This window comes from Salmonella enterica subsp. enterica serovar Typhimurium str. LT2 (genome assembly GCF_000006945.2).
GTDB lineage: Bacteria > Pseudomonadota > Gammaproteobacteria > Enterobacterales > Enterobacteriaceae > Salmonella > Salmonella enterica.
On sequence record NC_003197.2, the window covers coordinates 2,400,400 to 2,424,163 of the forward strand.

At 54.4% G+C, this 23,764-nt stretch carries 23 protein-coding genes and 21 other annotated features; of the genes, 10 read left to right on the forward strand and 13 right to left on the reverse strand.

The window, feature by feature from the left end:
* Positions 1 to 64 precede the first annotated feature (64 nt).
* The gene (locus tag STM2293; RefSeq protein ID NP_461235.1) for a putative nucleotide-utilizing enzyme related to molybdopterin-biosynthesis occupies positions 65 to 1,273 on the reverse strand. Within the gene, positions 65 to 1,261 belong to an annotated coding region; the region does not span the whole gene.
* Positions 1,268 to 1,273, reverse strand: a ribosome-binding site (putative RBS for STM2293; RegulonDB:STMS1H002426). It overlaps the preceding gene by 6 nt.
* Before the next feature lie 102 nt (positions 1,274 to 1,375).
* On the reverse strand, positions 1,376 to 2,023 hold the full coding sequence (gene yfaZ, locus STM2294) for a putative inner membrane protein (protein ID NP_461236.1): 648 nt from the start codon (positions 2,021 to 2,023) through the stop codon (positions 1,376 to 1,378).
* Between the two features lie 160 nt (positions 2,024 to 2,183).
* Positions 2,184 to 2,189 (forward strand) — a ribosome-binding site (putative RBS for yfaO; RegulonDB:STMS1H002427).
* Here yfaZ and yfaO point away from each other — a divergent pair.
* The gene (yfaO, locus tag STM2295; protein ID NP_461237.1) for a putative NTP pyrophosphohydrolases including oxidative damage repair enzymes occupies positions 2,184 to 2,622 on the forward strand. Within the gene, positions 2,197 to 2,622 belong to an annotated coding region; the region does not span the whole gene. Its footprint overlaps the feature before it by 6 nt.
* Before the next feature lie 44 nt (positions 2,623 to 2,666).
* On the opposite strand, the gene ais is transcribed toward yfaO, so the two are convergent.
* Positions 2,667 to 3,281, reverse strand: a protein-coding gene (gene ais, locus STM2296) for an aluminum inducible protein (RefSeq protein ID NP_461238.1). Within the gene, positions 2,667 to 3,272 belong to an annotated coding region; the region does not span the whole gene.
* Positions 3,276 to 3,281: a ribosome-binding site (putative RBS for ais; RegulonDB:STMS1H002428), on the reverse strand. It overlaps the preceding gene by 6 nt.
* Positions 3,282 to 3,542: 261 nt before the next feature.
* Positions 3,543 to 3,548, forward strand: a ribosome-binding site (putative RBS for yfbE; RegulonDB:STMS1H002429).
* Here ais and yfbE point away from each other — a divergent pair.
* The 7 genes from yfbE (at position 3,543) to STM2303 (ending at position 10,923) form a co-directional block, all read left to right on the forward strand.
* Positions 3,543 to 4,710 (forward strand): putative DegT/DnrJ/EryC1/StrS family gene (gene yfbE, locus STM2297; protein NP_461239.3). Within the gene, positions 3,553 to 4,710 belong to an annotated coding region; the region does not span the whole gene. (Overlaps the previous feature by 6 nt.)
* Positions 4,700 to 4,705 (forward strand) — a ribosome-binding site (putative RBS for pmrF; RegulonDB:STMS1H002430). It overlaps the preceding gene by 6 nt.
* Positions 4,700 to 5,696 (forward strand): putative glycosyl transferase gene (gene pmrF / locus STM2298; RefSeq protein NP_461240.1). Within the gene, positions 4,713 to 5,696 belong to an annotated coding region; the region does not span the whole gene. The genes yfbE and pmrF overlap by 11 nt, the downstream gene beginning before the upstream one ends.
* Positions 5,679 to 5,684, forward strand: a ribosome-binding site (putative RBS for yfbG; RegulonDB:STMS1H002431). (Overlaps the previous gene by 6 nt.)
* Positions 5,679 to 7,675, forward strand: a protein-coding gene (gene yfbG / locus STM2299; RefSeq protein ID NP_461241.1) for a putative transformylase. Within the gene, positions 5,693 to 7,675 belong to an annotated coding region; the region does not span the whole gene. The genes pmrF and yfbG overlap by 18 nt, the downstream gene beginning before the upstream one ends.
* Positions 7,658 to 7,663: a ribosome-binding site (putative RBS for STM2300; RegulonDB:STMS1H002432), on the forward strand. It overlaps the preceding gene by 6 nt.
* The gene (locus STM2300; RefSeq protein ID NP_461242.1) for a putative cytoplasmic protein occupies positions 7,658 to 8,571 on the forward strand. Within the gene, positions 7,672 to 8,571 belong to an annotated coding region; the region does not span the whole gene. The genes yfbG and STM2300 overlap by 18 nt, the downstream gene beginning before the upstream one ends.
* Positions 8,551 to 8,556 (forward strand) — a ribosome-binding site (putative RBS for pqaB; RegulonDB:STMS1H002433). (Overlaps the previous gene by 6 nt.)
* Positions 8,551 to 10,214 (forward strand): putative melittin resistance protein gene (gene pqaB, locus STM2301; protein NP_461243.1). Within the gene, positions 8,568 to 10,214 belong to an annotated coding region; the region does not span the whole gene. Before STM2300 ends, pqaB begins: the two co-directional genes overlap by 21 nt.
* Entirely contained in the window at positions 10,211 to 10,546 is a 336-nt protein-coding gene (locus STM2302; RefSeq protein NP_461244.1) for a putative inner membrane protein, read from the forward strand. The genes pqaB and STM2302 overlap by 4 nt, the downstream gene beginning before the upstream one ends.
* Positions 10,529 to 10,534 (forward strand) — a ribosome-binding site (putative RBS for STM2303; RegulonDB:STMS1H002434). It overlaps the preceding gene by 6 nt.
* The gene (locus STM2303) for a putative inner membrane protein (protein ID NP_461245.1) occupies positions 10,529 to 10,923 on the forward strand. Within the gene, positions 10,546 to 10,923 belong to an annotated coding region; the region does not span the whole gene. The genes STM2302 and STM2303 overlap by 18 nt, the downstream gene beginning before the upstream one ends.
* Here STM2303 and pmrD read toward each other — a convergent pair.
* The 9 genes from pmrD to elaA form a co-directional block, all read right to left on the reverse strand.
* The gene (pmrD, locus tag STM2304) for a polymyxin resistance protein B (protein NP_461246.1) occupies positions 10,918 to 11,186 on the reverse strand. Within the gene, positions 10,918 to 11,175 belong to an annotated coding region; the region does not span the whole gene. The two genes, STM2303 and pmrD, sit on opposite strands and share 6 nt — an antisense overlap.
* Positions 11,181 to 11,186 (reverse strand) — a ribosome-binding site (putative RBS for pmrD; RegulonDB:STMS1H002435). Its footprint overlaps the gene before it by 6 nt.
* A gap of 86 nt (positions 11,187 to 11,272) precedes the next feature.
* Positions 11,273 to 12,660, reverse strand: a protein-coding gene (gene menE, locus STM2305) for an o-succinylbenzoate-CoA ligase (RefSeq protein NP_461247.1). Within the gene, positions 11,273 to 12,640 belong to an annotated coding region; the region does not span the whole gene.
* Positions 12,637 to 13,611 (reverse strand): o-succinylbenzoyl-CoA synthase gene (gene menC, locus STM2306; protein NP_461248.1). Within the gene, positions 12,637 to 13,599 belong to an annotated coding region; the region does not span the whole gene. Before menC ends, menE begins: the two co-directional genes overlap by 24 nt.
* Positions 12,655 to 12,660, reverse strand: a ribosome-binding site (putative RBS for menE; RegulonDB:STMS1H002436). It overlaps the preceding gene by 6 nt.
* The gene (gene menB, locus STM2307) for a dihydroxynaphtoic acid synthetase (protein NP_461249.1) occupies positions 13,599 to 14,467 on the reverse strand. Within the gene, positions 13,599 to 14,456 belong to an annotated coding region; the region does not span the whole gene. Before menB ends, menC begins: the two co-directional genes overlap by 13 nt.
* Positions 13,606 to 13,611: a ribosome-binding site (putative RBS for menC; RegulonDB:STMS1H002437), on the reverse strand. Its footprint overlaps the gene before it by 6 nt.
* Positions 14,462 to 14,467 (reverse strand) — a ribosome-binding site (putative RBS for menB; RegulonDB:STMS1H002438). It lies within the gene menB.
* Positions 14,468 to 14,470: 3 nt before the next feature.
* Positions 14,471 to 15,243 (reverse strand): putative enzyme gene (gene yfbB, locus STM2308; RefSeq protein NP_461250.1). Within the gene, positions 14,471 to 15,229 belong to an annotated coding region; the region does not span the whole gene.
* Positions 15,226 to 16,908 (reverse strand): 2-oxoglutarate decarboxylase gene (gene menD / locus STM2309; RefSeq protein NP_461251.1). Within the gene, positions 15,226 to 16,896 belong to an annotated coding region; the region does not span the whole gene. Before menD ends, yfbB begins: the two co-directional genes overlap by 18 nt.
* Positions 15,238 to 15,243, reverse strand: a ribosome-binding site (putative RBS for yfbB; RegulonDB:STMS1H002439). Its footprint overlaps the gene before it by 6 nt.
* Positions 16,903 to 16,908 (reverse strand) — a ribosome-binding site (putative RBS for menD; RegulonDB:STMS1H002440). It lies within the gene menD.
* 73 nt (positions 16,909 to 16,981) lie before the next feature.
* Positions 16,982 to 18,291, reverse strand: a protein-coding gene (gene menF, locus STM2310) for an isochorismate hydroxymutase 2 (protein ID NP_461252.1). Within the gene, positions 16,982 to 18,277 belong to an annotated coding region; the region does not span the whole gene.
* Positions 18,286 to 18,291: a ribosome-binding site (putative RBS for menF; RegulonDB:STMS1H002441), on the reverse strand. (Overlaps the previous gene by 6 nt.)
* Before the next feature lie 86 nt (positions 18,292 to 18,377).
* Positions 18,378 to 18,696 (reverse strand): putative inner membrane protein gene (gene elaB, locus STM2311; RefSeq protein ID NP_461253.3). Within the gene, positions 18,378 to 18,689 belong to an annotated coding region; the region does not span the whole gene.
* Positions 18,691 to 18,696, reverse strand: a ribosome-binding site (putative RBS for elaB; RegulonDB:STMS1H002442). Its footprint overlaps the gene before it by 6 nt.
* Before the next feature lie 41 nt (positions 18,697 to 18,737).
* The gene (gene elaA, locus STM2312; protein ID NP_461254.1) for a putative acyltransferase occupies positions 18,738 to 19,211 on the reverse strand. Within the gene, positions 18,738 to 19,199 belong to an annotated coding region; the region does not span the whole gene.
* Positions 19,206 to 19,211 (reverse strand) — a ribosome-binding site (putative RBS for elaA; RegulonDB:STMS1H002443). (Overlaps the previous gene by 6 nt.)
* A gap of 39 nt (positions 19,212 to 19,250) precedes the next feature.
* Positions 19,251 to 19,256: a ribosome-binding site (putative RBS for elaC; RegulonDB:STMS1H002444), on the forward strand.
* Between elaA and elaC the strand changes: the two genes are divergently transcribed.
* The gene (gene elaC, locus STM2313; protein ID NP_461255.1) for a putative metal-dependent hydrolase occupies positions 19,251 to 20,177 on the forward strand. Within the gene, positions 19,260 to 20,177 belong to an annotated coding region; the region does not span the whole gene. Its footprint overlaps the feature before it by 6 nt.
* Before the next feature lie 59 nt (positions 20,178 to 20,236).
* Positions 20,237 to 20,242: a ribosome-binding site (putative RBS for STM2314; RegulonDB:STMS1H002445), on the forward strand.
* The gene (locus STM2314) for a putative chemotaxis signal transduction protein (protein NP_461256.1) occupies positions 20,237 to 21,244 on the forward strand. Within the gene, positions 20,243 to 21,244 belong to an annotated coding region; the region does not span the whole gene. It overlaps the preceding feature by 6 nt.
* A 40-nt stretch (positions 21,245 to 21,284) precedes the next feature.
* On the opposite strand, the gene yfbK is transcribed toward STM2314, so the two are convergent.
* Positions 21,285 to 23,077, reverse strand: a protein-coding gene (gene yfbK / locus STM2315; RefSeq protein NP_461257.1) for a putative von Willebrand factor, vWF type A domain protein. Within the gene, positions 21,285 to 23,066 belong to an annotated coding region; the region does not span the whole gene.
* Positions 23,072 to 23,077, reverse strand: a ribosome-binding site (putative RBS for yfbK; RegulonDB:STMS1H002446). (Overlaps the previous gene by 6 nt.)
* Positions 23,078 to 23,764 lie beyond the last annotated feature (687 nt).

Below are 23,764 nucleotides of genomic sequence, written 5' to 3' on the forward strand. Positions count from 1 at the left end.
GATAATGGCATAGCGGCCTTATCCGGCTCACGATGTCGTTCCCATCGCAGATAAGAGAAAGGGATTATGATGTCAATGATTCAACCACGTCTATCCAGCCATGCTCGCTGGTAATGTCCTCGCCATTAAGCCAGCGGCGCAGCATATTTAGCGCCATCATCGCGCAGACCTCCTGACGTATTGCCAGGCTATACCGATTGGCGCTAAAACGCACGCGTAAGGCATACGTGCCATCCGGCGTCGCCAGCGCGAAATTAAGATGTTCGTTTTCCAGCCCCGACACGGCCAGCGCCAGACCGGCATAATGATTGCTGCGCCGTTCTGTCGTCCAGTGTGCCGTTTGCGCCAGCGTCTCTTCCTGAGAAGGAACGACTTCGCTGGCAAGAACAGGCGCCCCGGCGCGGGAAAGCTGTAGCGCCAGTAAGCCGCTGGTGTATTGCTCGCTCAACGTCAGACTCAACTGCCTTTCCTGCAGGCGGCGGGCTATTTGCGCCGGCAGGTTTTCCGTACCTTCAAAAATCAGGTTCTGCCCGGCAACCCGTTTGACCTCTGGCCATAACGCCAGCATCGCCTCCCGTTGCGTCGCCGGGCCGGTCAATTTCAGTTCAATGATCGGCATTGATGAGCGATACCCCATCGTCACGCCGGGCGGCAACGGCAGTGAATCGAGACGCTGCGCGAGGTCACTTTCTGAACGTCCAAAAGTCGTTAACCGCAGGCAAAGCGGCGGCTCCGGCAGCGAAAAACGCGCGCGTAACCGCGGTAAGATTTCCTTCTCCACCATAACCTTAAATTCAGACGGTACGCCGGGGGTGAAAAACATCAGGCAGCGGTTGAGCTGTAGCGCAAATCCACAGGCAGTGCCGAGCGGATTATTAATAAACTCCGCGCTGGCAGGCAGTTCCGCCTGTTTACGGTTGCTCGGCGCCATCACGCGGCCACGCTGCTGAAAGTAGCGTTCCATTTCGGTCAGCCACGCCTGGTGCAGTACTAATCCTTCGCCTTTTGCCGTTGCCGCGGCGAGCGCGCTTAAATCATCGCTGGTCGGCCCTAACCCGCCATTAACAATCAAAACATCAGCATGTTGACTGCGTTCACGCAAGATAGCGACCAGACTGTCCAGATTATCGCCTACCGTATTTCGCCGTGATAACGGAACGCCCTGATGAAAGAAAAAATCAGCCAGCCAGGCGGCATTGGTGTCAACGATTTGTCCGTGCAACACCTCATCCCCGGTGGATAGCATTTCCACATTTAGCATTGTGTTCTCCTGCTCTTATGATGAAAACACTATAACGCAAAGACGAATATGACGTGGAAAGAAGAATGACGGGAACAGGAGGAATATGGCGCGACGATTGCCGCGCCGTTAGCATCAAAAGCTGGCGTTTACGCCAACATAAGGGCCGTCAGCAATCGCATTATCGCGGTTGCCGTCTTTACCCGCCAGGTTCAGGTAACGATAACCGGCTTCAATGCTCAGCGGGCGCATAATGGTGAAACGCGCGCCTGCATTCGCTTCTTCATAACTGTCGATACCGCTGGACAGCGAATCTGGTGAATAATAATACTCGCCGAACAGACGGAAGCTGTTGCCGATTTTCCATTGTAGCCCACCGCCGACAGCCGCCGCATAGCCTTCATCGCTGTCTTTCGGATTGGTATAAATACCTTTACCGCCGACCGTCGCCAGCAGCGGTCCCACCGGAATGTTCAGCCCCAGACCCACGCCCGCAGCATCGCCATCATCATCGTTGTGCATCCAGTTGCCGCTTAGCGCCAGTCCCGTCGATTCCGTACCAAAACCCACGCCAATGTTGGTGTAATCTTCGCCCGCCTGGCCGCTAATACTGATGGCCTGCGCCGATGCAGAAACGAACAGCATTCCGGCAAAACCTAATAATATGCTTTTTTTCATTTTTACCCTTTCCAGCAAGCACATAAAGAAAAACTCCCCAAAACGGCAGAATTGTACTGCCAGACGCTGAGGAATCAATGCACTAAGAAACCATTCCAAAAACATATTGTAACGAAATACTACTTTCGCCATGACGCATCATTGCGCCATCACATGGCGACGCCTGCATCAACAAAATTAACAAAAAACGCAGTCTGCGTTATCGCTTCCATTTTTCACAAAGAATTTCGCAGAATGATTTGTTAAGCTGATGGCCTGGTGGTTTAAGGAAGCGACTTATGCGTCAACGAACTATAGTTTGCCCATTAATTCAAAATGATGGCTGTTATCTGCTGTGCAAAATGGCCGACAACCGCGGCGTCTTTCCCGGTCAGTGGGCGCTGTCGGGCGGCGGGGTCGAGCCAGGCGAACGCATTGAAGAGGCGCTGCGTCGGGAGATTCGGGAGGAACTCGGCGAACAACTGATTCTGAGCGATATTACGCCGTGGACCTTCCGCGACGATATCCGTATTAAAACCTACGCTGATGGCAGACAAGAAGAGATTTATATGATTTATCTCATCTTCGACTGTGTTTCCGCTAACCGCGATATATGTATTAACGACGAATTTCAGGACTACGCCTGGGTCAAGCCAGAAGAACTGGCGCTGTATGATTTGAATGTAGCGACACGCCACACATTAGCATTGAAAGGGTTATTATAATGACGACAGCCGCTTCAGGCTGTCTTTACGCTTTTAACATGCGGCTAGCCGGGAACAAATTCACCATCTAAAAAGAGTTTTCCGTTTTCCGCATGCATAACGAGCGCATTAAGATAGTCCGGATCAAACTTTACGCCGCGCTTATTTTTTGCAATATACGTCAAACAATGATTATGGGTAAAAATGACTATATTTTTATTCTGCGACTTTTTCAGTAACGTATTGATTGAAGCATAAATACCGCTGCCGCAATCCATCATTTTTTTATCCACCGTAAGCGACCTGCCCGCAGAAAACCAGGTTGCCGACTGGATGGTGCGCACCGTATTACTGGAATAGAGATTGTAATTTTGTATATCGGCACTGAAGGCTTTACCCAGCGCTCTGGCATCTTGCGCACCCTTGACCGTAATCCCCGTGCTGTCTGACAGGCAGGTATTATCGGAACGATCGCACCGCTCGGCATGGCGGAATAACACGACTACCGGATGCTGCTTCGCCAGCGCCGCCAGCGCTTTACCGTTAATCTGCGGTAGACCGTTACCACTCCAGGCATGTTGTGAGGTCAACCCGGCGATAATAACCAACGCCCCCGCCAGAATCGCGAAATAGCGTTTGTTTTTAATAAAGCGTAGGGTAAATGCCAGCACATTAACCTCTCAGGCAGACAGTGCAGCTAACTTAATAGCAATACAATTAAAATGAAATTCCGCAACGGAAGACCAGGCCAGAAACATAAAAACAGCTTTTGGGCATGCATAAAATGCCTTAAACTTTCGGCGAAAGCAAAGCATAATTCCGTTAAAAATTATCTTTTTACTTCACCTTAATTTCTTAATGTTAATTTAATCTTCATCCAGTAGGGTTCAGCTAAATGCGTTAAAAAATAAGCCCTTTTCTATTGCCGAAATATTTGAAAAGCGGCTTTCAATGGCTGAAGGAAAAATGATGTCGGACTTTTTGCCTTTCTCCCGTCCGGCGATGGGCGCGGAAGAGCTTGCTGCCGTTAAGACCGTACTGGACTCAGGTTGGATAACAACCGGCCCGAAAAATCAGGAACTGGAAGCGGCGTTTTGTCGGCTAACTGGCAATCAATATGCCGTTGCCGTCAGTTCAGCCACTGCCGGTATGCACATCGCGTTGATGGCGCTGGGCATTGGTGAAGGCGACGAGGTCATTACACCGTCAATGACGTGGGTTTCTACGCTAAATATGATCGTTTTACTCGGCGCGAACCCCGTCATGGTCGATGTCGATCGCGATACGCTGATGGTCACGCCTGAACATATCGAAGCCGCGATTACGCCACAAACCAAAGCAATTATCCCCGTCCACTACGCTGGCGCGCCCGCCGATCTGGACGCTATTTACGCTCTTGGCGAGCGTTATGGCATTCCAGTGATTGAAGACGCGGCGCACGCGACAGGAACCAGCTACAAAGGTCGCCACATTGGCGCCCGGGGCACCGCGATTTTCTCCTTCCACGCCATTAAGAACATTACCTGCGCTGAAGGCGGTATCGTCGTCACGGATAACCCGCAATTCGCCGATAAACTGCGCAGTCTCAAGTTTCACGGGCTTGGCGTTGATGCCTGGGATCGACAGAGCGGGGGACGCGCGCCACAAGCGGAAGTCCTGGCGCCGGGCTACAAATATAATTTGCCCGACCTCAACGCCGCTATCGCGCTTGCCCAGTTACAGAAACTGGATGCGCTTAACGCTCGACGCGCCGCCATCGCAGCGCAGTACCACCAGGCAATGGCAGACCTGCCTTTTCAGCCTCTGAGCCTTCCGTCGTGGGAGCATATTCACGCCTGGCATTTATTCATTATCCGGGTCGATGAAGCCCGCTGCGGTATTACCCGGGATGCTCTGATGGCATCGCTGAAAACGAAAGGCATCGGCACAGGGCTGCATTTCCGCGCCGCGCATACGCAAAAATATTATCGCGAACGTTTCCCAACGCTCACGCTGCCTGACACCGAGTGGAACAGCGAGCGGATCTGCTCACTGCCGCTCTTCCCGGACATGACCGAGAGTGACTTTGATCGAGTCATTACCGCCCTTCATCAGATAGCAGGACAATAAGCATGTTTGACGCCGCCCCCATAAAAAAAGTCTCGGTGGTTATTCCTGTCTATAACGAACAGGAAAGCCTGCCGGAATTGATAAGACGCACCACCACCGCCTGCGAGAGCCTGGGCAAAGCGTGGGAGATTTTATTGATAGATGATGGTAGCAGCGATAGCTCGGCGGAGCTGATGGTTAAGGCGTCCCAGGAGGCCGATAGCCATATCATCTCTATTTTACTCAACCGTAACTACGGTCAACATGCAGCGATTATGGCGGGGTTTAGCCATGTAAGCGGCGATCTTATCATTACGCTGGATGCCGATCTGCAAAACCCGCCGGAAGAGATCCCGCGCCTGGTGGCGAAAGCCGATGAAGGGTTCGATGTGGTAGGCACCGTGCGCCAGAACCGACAGGACAGCCTGTTTCGCAAATCGGCGTCAAAAATCATTAATCTGCTGATCCAGCGCACAACGGGCAAAGCGATGGGCGATTACGGCTGCATGTTACGCGCCTATCGCCGCCCTATTATCGATACTATGTTGCGCTGCCATGAACGCAGCACCTTTATCCCTATTCTGGCCAACATTTTCGCTCGTCGGGCTACCGAGATCCCGGTGCATCACGCTGAACGTGAATTTGGCGACTCTAAATACAGTTTTATGCGTCTCATTAACCTGATGTATGACCTGGTGACCTGCCTGACGACGACGCCGCTGCGCCTGTTGAGTCTGCTGGGCAGCGTTATCGCCATCGGCGGGTTTAGCCTGTCGGTATTGCTTATTGTACTTCGCCTGGCGCTGGGGCCGCAGTGGGCGGCGGAAGGCGTATTTATGCTCTTTGCCGTTCTGTTTACCTTCATCGGCGCGCAATTCATCGGTATGGGACTGCTGGGCGAATACATCGGTCGCATTTATAACGATGTCCGCGCCCGCCCCCGCTATTTTGTTCAACAAGTTATCTACCCGGAAAGCACGCCGTTTACTGAGGAAAGCCACCAATGAAAGCCGTTATTTTTGCCTATCACGATATGGGATGTCAGGGGGTGCAGGCCGTACTGGATGCCGGGTATGAGATTGCCGCGATTTTCACTCATGCCGACAATCCTGCGGAAAACACCTTTTTTGGCTCCGTCTCCCGGCAGGCGGCAGAATTAGGGATTCCGGTTTATGCACCGGATAACGTAAACCATCCTATCTGGGTCGACCGCATCGCTGAGCTTGCGCCGGATATTATTTTTTCGTTCTATTACCGCAACCTGTTAAGCGAAGAAATTCTGCACCTCGCCCCGGCTGGCGCGTTCAATCTGCACGGTTCTCTATTGCCTGCCTATCGTGGCCGTGCGCCGCTAAACTGGGTTCTGGTTAACGGCGAAAGCGAAACGGGCGTAACGCTGCATCGTATGGTCAAACGTGCCGACGCCGGAGAGATTGTCGCCAGTCAACGCGTCGCTATTGCGCAGGACGATGTTGCGCTTACCCTGCATCATAAGCTATGTCAGGCCGCGCGCCAGTTGCTTAATAGCATCCTGCCCACCATGAAATGCGGCGATATACCTTCTGTTCCCCAGCGTGAGTCTGACTCTACGTATTATGGTCGCCGCAGGCCGGAAGATGGCCTTATCGACTGGCACAAACCGGTTTCCACGGTGCATAACCTGGTGCGGGCGGTAGCCGCCCCCTGGCCCGGCGCGTTCAGCTATAACGGCTCGCAAAAATTCACTATCTGGTCTTCCCGAATGTGTCCGGATGCGCAAGGCGCGCTTCCCGGCTCGGTAATTTCGGTCTCTCCGCTGCGGGTCGCCTGCGCCGATGGCGCGCTGGAGATTATTACCGGCCAGGCCGGAGACGACATTACTGTACAGGGCTCGCAGCTTGCACAGACGCTTGGTCTGGTGGCGGGCGCGCGTTTGAACCGTCCACCAGCGACCAGCGGTAAACGTCGCATTCGCGTTCTCATCCTCGGCGTCAACGGTTTTATCGGCAATCATTTGACCGAACGGTTACTGAATGAAGAGAATTACGAGGTCTACGGTATGGATATCGGCAGCAACGCCATTAGCCGATTCCTGCTCCACCCTCGATTTCATTTCGTGGAGGGAGATATCAGCATCCACTCAGAATGGATCGAATATCATGTCAAAAAATGCGATGTCGTACTGCCGCTGGTAGCAATTGCAACCCCGATTGAATACACCCGCAACCCGCTGCGCGTCTTTGAACTTGATTTTGAAGAAAACCTGCGGATTATCCGTTATTGCGTGAAATACCGTAAACGCGTGGTTTTCCCGTCTACCTCTGAAGTGTACGGCATGTGTACGGACGCCTCTTTTGACGAAGACAAATCGAATCTGATCGTCGGGCCGGTGAATAAGCCGCGCTGGATTTACTCCGTTTCCAAACAGCTTCTCGACCGGGTGATTTGGGCTTATGGCGAAAAAGAGGGATTGCGCTTCACGCTTTTCCGTCCCTTTAACTGGATGGGGCCGCGGCTGGATAGCCTGAACGCGGCGCGTATCGGCAGTTCACGCGCGATAACGCAGTTGATTCTGAACCTGGTAGAAGGAACGCCGATCAAGCTTATCGACGGCGGTCAGCAGAAGCGCTGTTTTACCGATATTCGCGATGGGATCGAAGCATTATTCCGCATTATTGTGAATGATGGCGATCGGTGCGATGGCAAAATCATTAATATCGGCAATCCTGACAACGAAGCCAGTATTCAGGAACTGGCGACGCTGTTGCTCGACAGTTTTGATAAGCATCCGCTGCGCTGCCATTTCCCACCGTTTGCCGGTTTCCAGGTCGTCGAAAGCCGTAGTTATTACGGCAAGGGTTATCAGGATGTCGCACACCGGAAACCCAGTATCGACAATGCCAGGCGCTGTCTGGGCTGGGAGCCGTCTATTGCGATGCGTGATACGGTTGAAGAAACGCTGGACTTCTTTCTGCGTAGCGTCGATATCGCGGAACGCGCATCATGACGAAAGTCGGTTTACGCATTGACGTTGATACCTTGCGAGGAACGCGTGAAGGTGTTCCCCGGCTGCTGGCGACATTGCATCGCCACGGCGTTCAGGCCAGCTTTTTCTTCAGCGTCGGGCCGGACAATATGGGACGCCATCTTTGGCGTCTGATAAAACCGCGATTTTTATGGAAAATGCTACGTTCAAACGCCGCTTCGCTCTACGGCTGGGATATCCTGCTGGCCGGTACCGCCTGGCCGGGAAAAAATATCGGCAACGCTAATGCCGGGATTATTCGTGAAACGGCAACATACCATGAGACGGGACTACATGCCTGGGATCACCATGCGTGGCAGACTCACAGCGGCCACTGGAGTATCCGCCAGCTTGAAGAAGATATTGCGCGCGGCATAACGGCGCTTGAGGCCATTATCGGAAAACCCGTCACCTGCTCAGCCGCGGCCGGCTGGCGAGCGGATGGGCGCGTTGTTCGTGCGAAGGAGTCGTTCAACCTGAGGTATAACAGCGATTGCCGTGGAACCACCTTATTCCGTCCGCTACTGATGCCGGGCCAGACAGGGACGCCGCAAATCCCGGTCACCTTACCCACGTGGGATGAGGTTATCGGCCCCGCCGTTCAGGCGCAGTCGTTCAATACCTGGATTATTTCCCGTATGTTGCAGGACAAAGGCACGCCGGTATATACCATCCATGCGGAAGTAGAAGGTATTGTCCATCAGCCGCTGTTTGAAGATTTGCTCGTTCGTGCACGCGATGCGGGGATCACCTTTTGTCCTCTGGGCGAACTGCTGCCGGCATCGCCTGAGTCTCTGCCGTTGGGGCAAATTGTACGTGGACACATCCCTGGCCGTGAAGGTTGGCTGGGGTGTCAACAGGCAGCGAGCGCCTCATGATGAAATCGATACGCTATTATCTGGCTTTCGCCGCGTTTATCGCGCTCTACTATGTTATTCCTGTCAACAGCCGCCTGCTCTGGCAGCCGGATGAAACGCGCTATGCCGAAATAAGTCGGGAGATGCTGGCGTCTGGCGACTGGATCGTGCCGCATTTTCTGGGATTACGTTATTTTGAAAAACCGATAGCCGGTTACTGGATAAACAGTCTGGGTCAGTGGCTTTTTGGCGCTACCAATTTTGGCGTGCGGGCTGGCGCTATTTTAACGACATTGCTGGCCGCAGCGCTGGTGGCATGGCTGACGTTCCGCTTATGGCGGGATAAACGTACCGCGTTGCTCGCCTCCGTTATCTTTCTCTCCCTCTTTGCCGTTTACAGTATCGGGACGTATGCGGTACTCGACCCGATGATCGCCCTTTGGCTTACGGCCGGGATGTGTTGTTTCTGGCAGGGGATGCAGGCCACGACCCGAATGGGCAAGATTGGGATGTTTTTGCTACTGGGCGCAACCTGCGGTCTGGGTGTATTAACTAAAGGCTTCCTCGCCCTGGCCGTACCTGTGGTGAGCGTGCTGCCGTGGGTCATTGTCCAGAAACGCTGGAAGGACTTTTTGCTTTACGGCTGGCTGGCGGTCTTGAGCTGCTTTGTGGTTGTCCTTCCCTGGGCGATCGCCATTGCGCGGCGCGAAGCCGATTTCTGGCATTACTTTTTCTGGGTGGAGCATATCCAGCGATTCGCCATGAGCGATGCCCAGCATAAGGCCCCTTTCTGGTACTATCTGCCGGTACTGCTCGCGGGAAGTTTACCGTGGCTGGGGTTACTGCCTGGCGCGCTTAAACTGGGCTGGCGCGAGCGAAACGGCGCATTCTATTTGCTCGGATGGACGATCATGCCGCTTCTCTTTTTCAGCATTGCGAAAGGGAAACTGCCCACCTATGTTCTTTCCTGTTTCGCACCGATAGCGATACTCATGGCGCGCTTCGTCCTGCATAACGTAAAAGAAGGCGTCGCCGCGCTACGTGTCAACGGCGGGATCAACCTGGTGTTCGGGTTAGTCGGGATCGTCGCAGCGTTTGTCGTCTCCTCATGGGGCCCGCTGAAATCGCCGGTGTGGACGCATATCGAAACCTATAAAGTTTTTTGCGTCTGGGGCGTCTTTACTGTTTGGGCGTTTGTGGGCTGGTATAGCCTCTGTCATAGCCAAAAATACCTATTACCCGCGTTTTGTCCGCTGGGACTGGCGCTGCTGTTCGGCTTTTCCATCCCCGACAGGGTGATGGAGTCCAAACAGCCACAGTTTTTTGTCGAAATGACCCAGGCGCCTTTGGCATCAAGCCGCTATATTCTTGCCGACAACGTGGGCGTCGCCGCCGGGCTGGCCTGGAGTCTGAAACGAGACGATATTATGCTCTACGGACACGCGGGCGAACTCAGGTATGGTCTTAGCTATCCTGATGTGCAGGATAAATTCGTTAAAGCCGACGATTTTAACGCCTGGCTCAACCAGCATCGTCAGGAGGGCATTATTACGCTAGTACTTTCAATAGCCAAAGATGAAGACATCAGCGCTCTTTCCCTTCCCCCTGCGGACAATATTGATTATCAGGGGCGTCTGGTGTTAATTCAGTATCGGCCTAAATGATCGGCGTCGTTCTGGTGCTTGCCAGTCTGCTCAGCGTTGGCGGTCAGCTCTGCCAGAAGCAAGCGACACGGCCATTGACGGCGGGCGGACGCCGCCGTCACCTGATGCTGTGGCTGGGCCTGGCGCTGATATGCATGGGCGCAGCGATGGTGCTGTGGCTGCTGGTGCTACAAACCCTGCCGGTGGGAATTGCTTACCCGATGTTGAGTCTGAATTTTGTCTGGGTCACGCTGGCGGCCTGGAAAATCTGGCATGAACAGGTTCCGCCCCGCCACTGGTTGGGCGTCGCATTGATTATCAGCGGCATTATCATTCTGGGGAGTGCGGCATAATGGGCGTAATGTGGGGACTGATAAGCGTTGCGATTGCCTCCCTCGCCCAGTTGAGTTTAGGATTCGCCATGATGCGACTGCCATCGATAGCGCATCCACTGGCGTTTATTTCCGGGCTGGGCGCATTTAATGCCGCGACCCTGGCGCTATTCGCCGGTTTGGCGGGGTATCTGGTTTCCGTCTTCTGCTGGCAGAAAACATTACACACGCTCGCGCTCAGCAAAGCCTATGCGCTACTGAGTCTCAGCTATGTGCTTGTCTGGGTAGCCTCAATGCTGTTACCCGGTTTGCAAGGCGCTTTCAGCCTAAAAGCGATGCTCGGCGTATTGTGTATTATGGCGGGGGTAATGCTGATTTTTCTGCCCGCCAGATCATGATGGCTTGCGCGTCAACCGCTGCCATTCGTCGCAGGAATAACAGCGTGCATCAACGATTTTTAAGGTCTGGTGTTTTTCCCGATTAATACAATACTGCGCATCCTGTAAAGGCGACAGGATATCGCCGGGACTCAGTAATATCATGGAATTCGCCTCGGCGATCATTTTTAGCGAACCGCCGCTATCGCACAGCACCAGAACATGGCACGCCCTCTTTTTGACATAATGCGATTTCTTAACCAACCATTCCATAGCGCCCCCGTTTCACGCTGATTGTTCATAACACGTTACACATCAACGGATAAACAAAACGGCAATAGCGATGGAATGGTTGTATATTAACCTAACATTAATTTTTACAGTTCTCACACACCCACTGCTGGAGCGCACGGCGAGATATTTTAATCCCTCCGTTTTTCAGTTCTGACGGCATCGTCAACCAGCGAACCGGCTGTTGAAAACGCGCCAGCTTATCACGAACCCATTCAGCGAGGTTCACGTCTCCGGCCTGCGATGCATACTCCACAACCGCAACGGGACGATGACCAAACTCTTTATCTTCTACCGGCACGACGAAGGCTTGTTGCACCAGCGGATGCGCATTAATAACGCGTTCGACTTCCTCCGGCTGAATGCCTTCGCCGCCGCTAAAGAACAGGTTGTCCAGCCGCCCGGCGATGGTTAGCCTGCCGTGGTTCAGCTCGCCGCGATCGCGCGTGGCAAACCAGCCTTCGTCATTAACCAGCGGGATCAGTTTGCCATCACGCCAGTAACCTTCCGCCATACTGGCGGCGCGCAGCCAGACTTCATTATCGACGATTCTGATCTCTCTGCCGGGAAGCGGCGCGCCAACATCATCCGAACCATCGGCCTCTTTGGCGCATACCGTAGACGCGAACTCCGTGAGCCCATACCCGCACCAGCAGCGAATCCCTTGTTTGCTGGCCTGGTCGGTGAGTTCAACCGGAATCACCGCGCCGCCGAGCAAAACGGCTTTCAGCGTCACCGCCGCCCGATTCGCCAGCAGCCGCCACAGCTGCGTCGGCACCAGCGAAGCATGAGTACACCCTGCCAGCATCTGCTCCAGCGGTTGCTTATCGCGTACCGTCATGCGCGCCCCGGCGAAGAGCCAACGCCACATAATACCCTGCCCGGATACATGAAACAGCGGCAGCGATAGCAGCCAGTCATCCTGAGGGCCAAACGGCATTAGCGAAAGCACCCCCTGCGCGCTGGCAAGATGCGCCTGGCACGTATGTACAGCCGCTTTTGGCAATCCTGTGGAACCCGATGTCAGCGTCATGGAAACCAGACGCTGCGGTTGCCAGGCCACAGCATACGCCGCTGTACTCTTTTGTATCTGCAACGCGGTTAATCCAGAAAACGCATTTTCGCCTTCCAGTGTCAGCGCAAAACGCAGCGTTAACTTCGGCACCAGCGCCTCCAGCAATGTCTGGGGCAACTGCGGGTTGACGGGCAGAACCCGCGCGCCGCACTGCATCAGCGCAAGCCATGCCAACAGAGTGCGCGGCTGATTCCCGGCGCGCAGCAGGACACCATCGCCCTCGCGTACGCCCTGCGCGGCAAACCCGCCCGCCAGCACATCAATACGCTCACAGAGGGCGCGCCAGCTTAGCACTTCATCGTTCAGGCGCAGAGCGGGCGCCTGACTGCGAACCTGACGCCAGTGGCGCCACGGCCAATCCGTGAATGTCATAACAGTCGTTCCAGCTCCTCACGCTTCAGACAAGGCAACGCGCTACCGGGCCAGGGGCGAATCTGTTGCGCCTGCATCAGATGCAAGGTATCCAGTCCAGGCAGCGTTCCCGGCGTCAACCAGGCGGCAATCCGCGCCAGTTGCGTCAGGCCGAGGCTGGACTCGATCGAAGAGCTGATGACCGCCGTCAGTCCCAACGCATGGGCGGCAGCGACTTGCTCACGCACTTTATCAAGCGATCCGGTCAGCGTAGGTTTGATAACCACAGCCCTGACGCCCTCTTCGGCTTCAAAGGTGAAATCCGCTTCGCGCAGACTTTCGTCCCAGGCAATCGCGATGCCGGTTTCACGGGCAAAGGCGCGGGAATCATCCCGCGTCTTACACGGTTCTTCGAGAAAGGCGATACGAGCGCGGTAATCCGGATTAACATACTTTGCAAACTGTTGGGCTTTTAGCGGCGTCCAGGCGCGATTCGCATCCAGACGCAGATGCAGATCCGGGATCGCCTCCAGCAGCAAATTAACCACCATGCCGTCGCGTACCGCTTCATAAAGACCCACTTTGACCTTAGCGATTTTCTCGCCGGGCATATCGGCAAGCCGCAGCACCAAATCGTCAGGATCGCCAGTGCATAACGGCGCGGCGCGATAGTCCGCCGCCTCCGGCAAGACGCCAGTCAGTTCCGCCAGCGCGCAGCTTGCGCCAAACGCGACCGAAGGCATCTCGGGTAATCCCTCGCTCCCCTGAAGCCAGTCGTTCACCCATGTTAGTAGCGCCGTCTGCGCCTCTTCCCACGTTTCCTGACTGAAGCCCGGCAGCGGAGAGATCTCTCCCCATCCCTCACGCTCGCCGTCACGCAGACAAACATACAGCCCGTCGCGAGTTTTTAACCGCCTGTCGCGCAGAACCACCCCCGCGTCCATGGGGATCTGCCAGCGGTATACCTGCGCGCTACGCATTATGGGTTCCGTTTGAATTTGCTGAAGTCAGGCTGACGCTTCTGGTTAAAGGCGTTACGGCCTTCCTGCCCTTCTTCCGTCATGTAGAACAGCATGGTAGCGTTGCCCGCCAGCTCCTGCAGCCCGGCCTGACCGTCACAATCGGCATTCAGCGCCGCTTTCAGGCAACGCAGCGCCATCGGACTGTTTTGCAACATTTCGCGGCACCAGCGCACGGTCTCTTTTTCCAGATCCGCCAGCGGAACGACGGTGTTAACCAGCCCCATGTCCAGCGCCTGTTGCGCATCGTACTGGCGGCACAGGAACCAGATTTCACGCGCTTTCTTCTGACCAACGATACGCGCCATATACGAAGCGCCCCAGCCGCCGTCAAAGGAGCCAACTTTCGGACCAGTCTGGCCGAAGATGGCGTTTTCCGCCGCGATGGTCAGGTCACACATCATGTGCAGCACATGACCACCGCCGATGGAATATCCCGCGACCATCGCGACAACCGGTTTTGGACAGGTGCGAATCTGGCGCTGGAAATCCAGCACGTTCAGGTGATGCACGCCGGAGTCATCCTGATAACCGCCGTAATCGCCGCGCACCTTCTGGTCGCCGCCCGCGCAAAACGCTTTATCGCCTTCGCCGGTCAGAATAATCACACCCACGTTGTCGTCGTAACGGGCATCCGCCAGCGCCTGAATCATCTCTTTGACGGTCAACGGACGAAATGCATTGCGCACCTGCGGACGATTAATGGTGATTTTTGCAATACCGTCGGTGGATTTTTCATAACGAATGTCGGTGTAACCCTCCGAGCAGTCGTGCCATTCTACCGGTGCGTAAAGCATTGTTTCATCAGGATAGATCATAGTGTGTCCTTTAGTCAGAGACGCAGAATCTGAGCCAGACTGTCTACCACGCCAGCGGGGTTTTCCCGATGCGCGTTGTGTCCGGCGTTACGAATGACATGGCATGTCGCCGCCACTTCCTGCGCCAGGGCGCGGAATTTGCTGTCGCGTTCGCCACATAAATAATAAAACGGAAATGCCAGCGCGTTGAGCGCCTCGCGTAAATCCGGCTGGACGGCAAGCGATGTCGCCTCCAGCATCGCAGCCAGCGTTTCGCCGTTATTCTGGCTACGCAGCGCCGTTAGCGCCTGTCTTTGCTGCGCCGTCAGCGAGGCGAACACCGGCTGCTGATACCAGTCGTGAAAAACCTCAGTCAATGGTTCATGACGAAAACGCTCTGCCCAGCGCCCGTCGGACAATCGTCTTTCAGCGCGCGCCTGTTCATTTTGCAGCCCCGGATGACCGCCTTCAACCACCAGGCCGCACAGGCCGGGTATTCCCTGGCAGGCTGCCATCATCGCCACCCGGCCGCCAAGAGAGTATCCCACCAACCAAAACTTTAGTATGTTGTAACTAATTAACGTAGCGCGCAGCAATCTGATGACATCGGCAAATCCGTCGACCGGAATAGCCGCAGATCCGCCATGTCCCGGTAAGTCAATATAGAGCCGCGAACAGCCGTGAAACTGTTCGCCAACCGGCTGCCATTCGTGGCAATCGCCAGAAAAACCGTGCAGGAAAACCAGCGAGGGCGTCCCAGGCTGTCCGGGCATGTGCTGCGCGTGCAACATCATAGATGGCTTACCTGAGCCAAAAGTTGCTGCAACGTCTGCGCGCCGTCCGTATCGTTTACCACCAGCTCAATCACCGTTGTCGCCGGGGTTCGCCACGCGCCAGCCAGCGCAGACTCCAGTTCTTCCCAGTTTTCCGGGCGATGATAGCGCAGGTTAAACATGGCGGCCGCATGGTCAAAATGGACGTTTTGCGGCATCAAATAAAAGCGCTCACGTTTGCTTTGCGGCGTCGGCAGCAGGGAGAAGATTTGCCCGCCGTTATTGTTGACCACAATCAACACAAACGGCGCGGATACCTGACGTAGTAACGCCAGCGCGTTAAGATCGTACAGCGCGGATAAATCGCCGACGATAGCCAGCGTCGATTTAGCGCTGGCGCGCTGCACGCCCGCCGCCGTGGAAAGCAGGCCGTCAATGCCGCTCGCCCCGCGATTGCTGTATACCGGATAGCCAGCCGGCAACTGTGACAGCGCGTCGATCAGACGCACCACCAGACTATTGCCCACGAACAATTGCCCCTGCTCCGGCAGATAGTCGCGGATACGGTGCGCCAGCTGCGCTTCGCCAAAGGTGTCTCGCTGCGCGACCACCCGTTGCCACGCCAGTTCCGCCAGACGCGGGATCTCTACACACCACGGTTTACGTTTTTCCGCCGGATGCAGTTCCAGCCAATCGGCGATTTTCGCTACCAGTCTGCGTCCACGATGGTGCGCCGGGTCCAGACGACCTTCAATATTGTCGATTACCCAGTACTCTTCCGGCTCGCAGGTTGCCTGCCATTGCAGTAAGCGTTTTCCGGTAAGGCTACTGCCAAGCTGGACGACAATCTGCGCCTGCTGCAGTTCGGTCACCGCTTTGGCGTTGCCGAGCCACAGGTCGGCGCACGGCAGCGGCTGCCCGGTTTGCGACAATACGTCGCCAATTAATGGCCATCCCAGAGTTTGCGCCCACTGCGCCACTTTTTTGCCTTCTTCCGCGCTCATACGCCCGGCGACGACAACGCCGCGTTTTTGTCGCCAGAAGAACCAGTCGCGCTGTTTGTCGCTTTCCAGTCGACGCGCTTCGCGCAGCCAGGGTTTTTCATCCTGCCACCAGTCGCCGAGACGCTGCTGCCAGACCAGACCGGTATCATTCATATCGCCATACAGCGGTTCGGCAAAAGGACAGTTAATGTGCAGCGCGCCCGCATGAAGCATGGCGAGCGCATTGTCGATGGTCGACACCAGCCAGCGCGCCGGAATATCCTGCGTGGGACGCGGCAACGACAAAGTTTGGGAGGGGTGCGAGGCAAACATCCCCGCCTGACGGATCGCCTGGTTGGCGCCGCAGTCAATCAGCTCTGGCGGGCGATCGGCGGTAAGTAAAATGAGCTTCTCGCCCGTCAGCCCCGCCTCAATCAACGCCGGATAGAGGTTCGCCACGGCGGTACCTGAAGTGACAATAACGGCAACCGGCTGTTGGCTGACTTTCGCCAGCCCTAACGCCAGATGACCAAGCCCACGCTCATCAAAGTGCGTATGGTGAATAAAAGCAGGATTCTCTGCCGCCGCCAACGTGAGCGGCGTGGAACGGGAACCAGGGGCGATACAAACATGCCTGACGCCATGACGGGTTAAGGCTTCCAGGATGACCGCCGCCCAGCGCCGGTTAAATGCACTTACTGACATGAGTTTGTCCGGTATCAATCATTGGGACTAAGTATAAAGAGCTGCAAAAATGGATTATTGATATGGGTCGGGAATATGTGACTCATTACGCATCCATCTGCAATAAGGTACGTAACCCGGCCGCTTTATTATCTATTTCCTGCCATTCCTGTTCCGGATCGGAGCCGCGGACGATTCCCGCGCCGGCATACAATCGCACCACATTGGCCGTCACTTTGGCTGAACGTAACGTCACGCAAAACTCACTTTGCCGCGTGGAGAGATAGCCTGCCGACCCGGCATACCATTCACGTTCGAACGGCTCATGTTGTTCTATAAAACAACGCGCGGGTTCACGAGGGATCCCGGCGACCGCTGCGGTAGGCTGTAACTGGTGCAGGCAGAGCGTGTCGTCCGCCTGATTAAGCGCCGTCCAGATACAGCGGCGCAAATGCTGTACCTTGCGCAGTCTGAGCACCTGCGGCGGCAGCACATCCAGCGAGTGGGTGCAGTTTTGCAGTCGCTGGCAGATGTCTTCGACAACCAGCATATTTTCTCGCTGGTTTTTATCGTCTTTCATTAACCATTCGCCAAGCTGCCAGGCTTTATGGTTATCCGGATGGTTCGCCACCGTCCCGGCCAGCGCTTCGGTACGCAGCGCCGTTTCACGCCGCCGCCAGAGCCGCTCCGGCGATGATCCCAGAAAGGCGGTATCGGCGGAAAAGGCCATAAAAAAGTGGTAGCAGTTGAGATTTAAACGACGACTGGACGCCATCATCGCGGCGGCATTGACCGGACGGGAGAATTGTAAGTCGGTGGCCCGCGCCAGCACAACTTTATCAAACGCCTCTTGCGCAATGGTGTGGGTGGCCTGCTGAATCAGCTTCACCCAACCGTCTTTGTCCGGCCAGTGTTGTTCGCTCGTGAGCGAAAGGCGTAGCGCCGGAACAGGCTTAATGCCGACCAGAGAAGCGAGAAACGCTTTCGCCTGGCGCGCATCATCGCGTAGCGAAACGTCACTGTGCAGATGTAAGCGTAAGGTCGCCGTACCACCGCTACGTCGCCACTCCAGCCGCGGCAGCAATAAGTAGCCCTCTTTCGGCTCGAACGCATTCAGCCCCCAAATACGCAGGTCAGGCTGCGCGTGCTGACGTAAAAACCGTTGCGCCAGATCGAGCGATGAAAATACGGTGATGGCCCCGAGAACGGCAGCTTCTTCGTCGCCATTGCGCTGTTGCCAGTAGAATTGCGGAAAGGATGACTGGCTGGCCAGCCAGCTCAATGCATCGAAGGCATCGTTTAAAGGGAAAGGCGCATCGAAAACGCAAAGCCCTGGCGTCGCCGGTATCTCTTGCGATAGCTGACGCGTCAGATTTTCCAGCGCAGTAGTAATAGAATGCACGCGGACCCTCCCTGTTAAAAACCCCACATTATACGGGGTACTGCCCTAAAAAAGCAGTACCTCATTTAGGGAGGGTTGCAATTCTGTTCAGTGGGGGGATTTAGCGCCGCGCCAGCAGCAGTCCAAGCACCAGTCCTACCGCCGCGCCTACGCCAATACCCTGCCAGGGTTTTTCATGAACGTAGTCATCCGCTTTATAAACGGCCTGCTTTGCCCGGTAATAATAGCTATCCGACGCATGGCTTACGCGGTTTTTCACCTCTTCCAGCGCTTGTTCCGCGCGGGCTTTCAGCTCAATGTATTTTTGATCGGCGGGATCGCCTGAGGAACGTAAAACCTCTTCCAGCGTTTCGCTGAGCAAAGTCAGATCATCATCAACACGTGATTCACCAAATTGATATGACATTCTCATTCTCCGTTGTGTTAACACCTGCTCCTAACTATAGTCAACGGTTTCGGTTTATGCCTGATGAACCTCCCGCGCCATTCCCCGGTGCGGAATGCCGTCTTCGTCATAAACATCGGTGACGGGAATAAAACCAAACCGCGCATAAAAAGGTTGCAGATGCGCCTGCGCCCCCAGATATAGCGGCTTATCCGGCCAGTGCCGCCCACAAGATTCCAGCGTTTTCGCCATTAATTGCTGGCCCAGTTTCGCCCCTCGCCAGGCATCGCTGACGATCACCCGGCCAATGACAACCGGGTCTGATTCGTTATCGCTTTTCAGAATCCTCGCATACGCCACCAGTTCATCCTGATGCCAGCCCAGAATATGCCGATTGTCGCCGACTAAATCATCGCCATCCACATCCAGGTAAGGACAGCGCTGTTCTACCACAAAGACCGCGCAGCGCAATTTGAGTAACGCGTAAAGTTGAGGAACGGTAAGTTCGCTATGGTGGAGATCCTGCCAGTCAATCATGATGCGCTCCTGTGTTGTGGTAATCTTGGGTTAAACGATAACCAAACGTGTATGGACAAGATGGAATTAATTTTTTTAGGTACGTCCGCAGGCGTTCCCACGCGCTCACGCAATGTAACGGCAATTTTATTACATCTGCAACATCCAACGCAGCCGGGAGTATGGCTTTTTGATTGCGGCGAAGGGACACAGCATCAAATGCTTAATACCGCGTTTCATCCCGGTAAGCTTGAGCGCATTTTTATCAGCCATCTTCACGGCGATCATTTGTTTGGCCTGCCGGGTCTGCTATGCAGCCGGTCGATGGCGGGGAACCCCCATCCGCTAACCGTATACGGACCTCAAGGCGTGCGTGAGTTTATTGCAACCACACTGCGTCTTAGCGGTTCATGGACCGATTTTCCGTTGCAAATTGAAGAAATTAGCGCAGGTGATATTCTTGACGACGGTCTGCGTAAAGTGACCGCGTTCAGGCTGGAGCATCCACTGGAGTGCTACGGATATCGCGTTGTTGAACATGACAAGCCTGGCGCGCTGAATGCCAGGGCGTTAAAAGCCGCAGGCGTTACGCCCGGCCCGCTGTTTCAGGCGTTGAAGGCAGGAAAAACCGTCACGCTTGCCGATGGAAGGCAGATCAATGGCGCCGACTACCTTGCTCCCGCCGTGGCCGGGAAATCAGTGGCGATTTTCGGCGATACCGCGCCCTGCGAGGCCGCCCTCGCGCTGGCGCAGGGTGTGGATGTGATGGTTCATGAAACCACGCTGGATGCGTCAATGGAGGAGAAAGCCAACGCTCGCGGACACAGCTCCACCCGTCAAACCGCGACGCTGGCGCGGGAAGCTGCCGTTGGTCGGCTAATCATGACCCATATTAGCTCACGCTATGACGATAAAGGCTGTCAGCGCTTACTGGCGGAATGCCGCGCTATTTTCCCGGCGACGGAGCTGGCTTACGATTTTTCTGTTTTCCCGGTTTAGCGCTCCATTTTTTGTCCTCATTGCCGATAACACTAAAAAAGGCAGGCTTTCATAATGAGGTTAGGATGGACAATTTTCAGAAAGATATTGATGACAGGGCCAATTTAACCCTGTCCAACCGTTTTGAACTGCTGTTATTCCGTCTTGGTACATCGCTGCATGAACAGAAGTCAGAGCTGTTCGGCATCAATGTATTTAAGCTGCGCGAAATCGTACCAATGCCCGCCTTTACGCGCCCGGCAGGCATGAAAGCGCCGCTATTGGGCATGGTCAATATTCGGGATCAGGTCATTCCGGTGATTGATTTGCCAGCGGTAGCGGGCTGCAAGCCGGAAACCGGGCTGAATATTTTGCTGATCACCGAATATGCGCGCAGCGTACAGGCATTTGCCGTCGAGTCGGTGGAAAATATTATGCGTCTTGACTGGCAACAGGTGCATACCGCCGAGAAAGCCGTCAACGGTCGCTACATCACCAGTATTGCCTGCCTGGATGACAACAAAGAAACCAACAACCTGGCGCTGGTGCTCGACGTTGAGCAGATCCTTTATGATATTGTCCCCTCCAGCCACGATCTGCGCGCCACCAATCTGAAGACCAATAAATTTTATATTACCCCAGGCGCGGTAGCCATTGTGGCGGAAGACTCCAAAGTCGCCCGCGCGATGCTGGAAAAAGGGCTGAACGCGATGGGAATTCCGCATCAGATGCATGTGACCGGCAAGGATGCCTGGGAGAGAATCCAGCAACTGGCGCAGGAAGCGGAGGCCGAAGGTAAGCCAATTAGCGAGAAAATCGCGCTGGTCCTGACAGATCTTGAGATGCCGGAGATGGATGGCTTTACGTTAACGCGTAAAATTAAAACCGATGAACGGCTGAAAAAGATCCCGGTCGTTATCCACTCCTCGCTTTCCGGCAGCGCCAATGAAGATCATATACGTAAGGTGAAGGCCGACGGCTACGTGGCTAAGTTTGAGATTAACGAACTCTCTTCGGTCATTCAGGAAGTGCTGGAGCGCGCAGCAACAAACAGCCAGGGACCACTGATCAGCCGCAAAAGCGCCTGACGTAACAGGGGATGCCTACAGTACAGGCATCCCCTGACGCTTAGTGAGACAAGCCTTCCGCCAGTTTTACCAGTTTAATAAACTCCGCGCGATAGCCTTGTCTATCTTCCCCGCGCGCCTGTTCACCCCATTTAATAATTTGCGGCCAGGTCGTATCTGCCAGCGTTTCTGAGCCACGCAGTTTTTGCCCGAAAGCCGCTACCGCCGCGCGGAAACGAAAATCTTCAGAGGCGTCAGCAAAGATCGGCATCTTTCCCATAACGACCGGGAACTCGGCTAATGTACTTTCGCTGCCCTGCGGCGCTTTCCAGCGCAATTTGAGCCACGCCAGCTCGCTTGATTTTGTTGTCTTTGAGGCGGCTTTGTTCTGAGCGTAGCGCAGTTTATCCACCGAGGCTTTCTGCCCGTTAAGCGTCAGTTCAAAGAATAGCGTGACGTGTTTACCCGCGCCGATATCACCGGCATCAACCTTATCGTTATTGAAATCCTCGTCGCGCAGTTGGCGTTTTTCATAACCAATCTGCCGGTACTCAGTCACCCACTGCGGATTAAATTCGATTTGCGATTTTACATCTTTGGCAACGGTGACCAGCGTTTGATGCATCTCATCCTTGAGGACTTTTTGCGCCTCAGAGAGGGAGTCGATGTAGCTGTAATTGCCGTTACCCACATCAGCAATTCTCACCATCATGGCTTCGTTGAAATTGTCATCGCCGACGCCCAGCGTAGATAAGGTAATACCTTTCTCGCGCTCTTTTTTTACCAGCGCTTCGATGTCTTTGGGATCGGTAATACCGAGGTTAAAATCACCGTCGGTGGTCAACAAAATGCGGTTAACGCCGCCTTTGATAAACCCTTTTTCGGCCTGCTCGTAGGCTAGTCGTAATCCCGCTTCACCACCGGTACTCCCGTAAGCATCCAGATTATCAATTGCCGCTTTAATCGCGGTTGTGTTATTTCCCGCTGTAGACGCCAGCGCGACGTGAGTGCCGCCCGCGTAGGTCACAATCGTGATGTTATCCTGCGCACGCAGATCGTTCACCAACAGTTTTAGCGCCGACCGGATCAACGGCAGGCGTTCCGCTGGCTGCATAGAGCCGGAAGTATCAATGAGAAAAACCAGGTTGGCAGGTGGTAGATCTCTGGTCTGCATGTCCCGGGCCTGAACATCAACTTTTAATAGCGTACGCTGCGCGTTCCACGGCGAGGGAGCCAGTTCGTATTTAACCGCAAATGGCATCGGTATACAGGCCGCAATGGGTTTAGTGTTATCCTGCTTATCCGCAACGGGCTGAGGGGCGGGAAAGTAGTTGAGCATCTCTTCTACCCGCACGGCTTCCGGCGGCGGCAGTTGTCCCTGATTCAGAAAGCGCCGCACGTTAGCGTAGCTGCCAGTGTCTACATCCAGACTAAACGTGGCGAGCGGCGCCTGACTTACCTGTTTAATCGGATTTTCATCGTAGTGTTCGTAACGCGCGGTCCCCATTACATTACCGCCTTGTGCAGCGAACGCTTTTGGTGCCGCGGCACGTGTCTGCATTACATATTGCGGTGCTTCGGCTGTTGCCAGAGATGCCGCTTTGGCATCTGCCAGGGCTTTGGCTTCAGCATATTCGGCTGCTTTTTTCGCAGCCTGTTGGGCGGCCTCGGCTTGTCTTTTCTGGACAGTGTCATCCCCGGCCTGAGCGCTATTTTCTTTCTGGATAGTCCGCTTCTGTTTTAACTCAGCCGGATTATTTCCCTGCGGGTCGGAGGGCTCCGGCCCACAGCCCGAGAGAATAACCCCACCCAACAACAGCATTAATGTTTTTCCGTTAAGCATACAAATTCCTTTTCAATTATATTCGGGTAATTCTCTGCAGATGTCCTGCATTATATTCCGCGTTACTTTTATTATCAGCATGACGAAAGTAGAAAATAATTTTACCTGCGTTAATAGCCACCAATAATAAAAAAGATAATTATATTTTTGAGGTAAATAATATTTACGTTTAAGATGAACGGCTTAATCAGTTGCTGGCGTTCGACCCACAGATTCTGCGTGAAGAACACTATTTACAGGTGACCGATTTACCAAAAGTGAATATATAAGATGGGGGACTATCTGCACTGTGCCCTCGCCGATACTTCCTTTTACAACCCACCAAACAGCAATCCATTAAGCCGTGCCGACACTCACGTTATTGATGGAAAGATATTATATGCTGCCGTCACATGAAATAATGAACTGAGCGCGATCGGACGCCTTGAAAAACGCTGACAGAAATACGCTTCAGATCAAATTTTTCCCATTGAAGTCGATGAGATAAACATTTATCCGGGAAACGGGTCACGAAAACAGTTGGGAGAGTTGTTCCACTGCCTGATGCAAGAAATGGACAAACTGCTGAGTTTTTATCAGCGATGCCTGAGAAATGACAGTCACGTTATAATTTTTATAGCGGAGTAATGGGCCATATGTTTAACACTTCGACAATTATTGTGAATTACCCATATGAAACCGCTGGCGCTTACGGAACC

Excerpts from the sequence above, each read along its gene's own strand:
- STM2293 (NP_461235.1), bottom strand. The coding sequence starts at position 1,261 with ATGCTAAATGTGGAAATGCTATCCACCGGGGATGAGGTGTTGCACGGA.
- yfaZ (NP_461236.1), bottom strand. The coding sequence starts at position 2,023 with ATGTTTTTGGAATGGTTTCTTAGTGCATTGATTCCTCAGCGTCTGGCA.
- yfaO (NP_461237.1), top strand. The coding sequence starts at position 2,197 with ATGCGTCAACGAACTATAGTTTGCCCATTAATTCAAAATGATGGCTGT.
- yfbE (NP_461239.3), top strand. The coding sequence starts at position 3,553 with ATGGCTGAAGGAAAAATGATGTCGGACTTTTTGCCTTTCTCCCGTCCG.
- pmrF (NP_461240.1), top strand. The coding sequence starts at position 4,713 with ATGTTTGACGCCGCCCCCATAAAAAAAGTCTCGGTGGTTATTCCTGTC.
- yfbG (NP_461241.1), top strand. The coding sequence starts at position 5,693 with ATGAAAGCCGTTATTTTTGCCTATCACGATATGGGATGTCAGGGGGTG.
- STM2300 (NP_461242.1), top strand. The coding sequence starts at position 7,672 with ATGACGAAAGTCGGTTTACGCATTGACGTTGATACCTTGCGAGGAACG.
- pqaB (NP_461243.1), top strand. The coding sequence starts at position 8,568 with ATGATGAAATCGATACGCTATTATCTGGCTTTCGCCGCGTTTATCGCG.
- STM2302 (NP_461244.1), top strand. The coding sequence starts at position 10,211 with ATGATCGGCGTCGTTCTGGTGCTTGCCAGTCTGCTCAGCGTTGGCGGT.
- STM2303 (NP_461245.1), top strand. The coding sequence starts at position 10,546 with ATGGGCGTAATGTGGGGACTGATAAGCGTTGCGATTGCCTCCCTCGCC.
- pmrD (NP_461246.1), bottom strand. The coding sequence starts at position 11,175 with ATGGAATGGTTGGTTAAGAAATCGCATTATGTCAAAAAGAGGGCGTGC.
- menE (NP_461247.1), bottom strand. The coding sequence starts at position 12,640 with ATGACATTCACGGATTGGCCGTGGCGCCACTGGCGTCAGGTTCGCAGT.
- menC (NP_461248.1), bottom strand. The coding sequence starts at position 13,599 with ATGCGTAGCGCGCAGGTATACCGCTGGCAGATCCCCATGGACGCGGGG.
- menB (NP_461249.1), bottom strand. The coding sequence starts at position 14,456 with ATGATCTATCCTGATGAAACAATGCTTTACGCACCGGTAGAATGGCAC.
- yfbB (NP_461250.1), bottom strand. The coding sequence starts at position 15,229 with ATGATGTTGCACGCGCAGCACATGCCCGGACAGCCTGGGACGCCCTCG.
- menD (NP_461251.1), bottom strand. The coding sequence starts at position 16,896 with ATGTCAGTAAGTGCATTTAACCGGCGCTGGGCGGCGGTCATCCTGGAA.
- elaB (NP_461253.3), bottom strand. The coding sequence starts at position 18,689 with ATGAGAATGTCATATCAATTTGGTGAATCACGTGTTGATGATGATCTG.
- elaA (NP_461254.1), bottom strand. The coding sequence starts at position 19,199 with ATGATTGACTGGCAGGATCTCCACCATAGCGAACTTACCGTTCCTCAA.
- elaC (NP_461255.1), top strand. The coding sequence starts at position 19,260 with ATGGAATTAATTTTTTTAGGTACGTCCGCAGGCGTTCCCACGCGCTCA.
- STM2314 (NP_461256.1), top strand. The coding sequence starts at position 20,243 with ATGGACAATTTTCAGAAAGATATTGATGACAGGGCCAATTTAACCCTG.
- yfbK (NP_461257.1), bottom strand. The coding sequence starts at position 23,066 with ATGCTTAACGGAAAAACATTAATGCTGTTGTTGGGTGGGGTTATTCTC.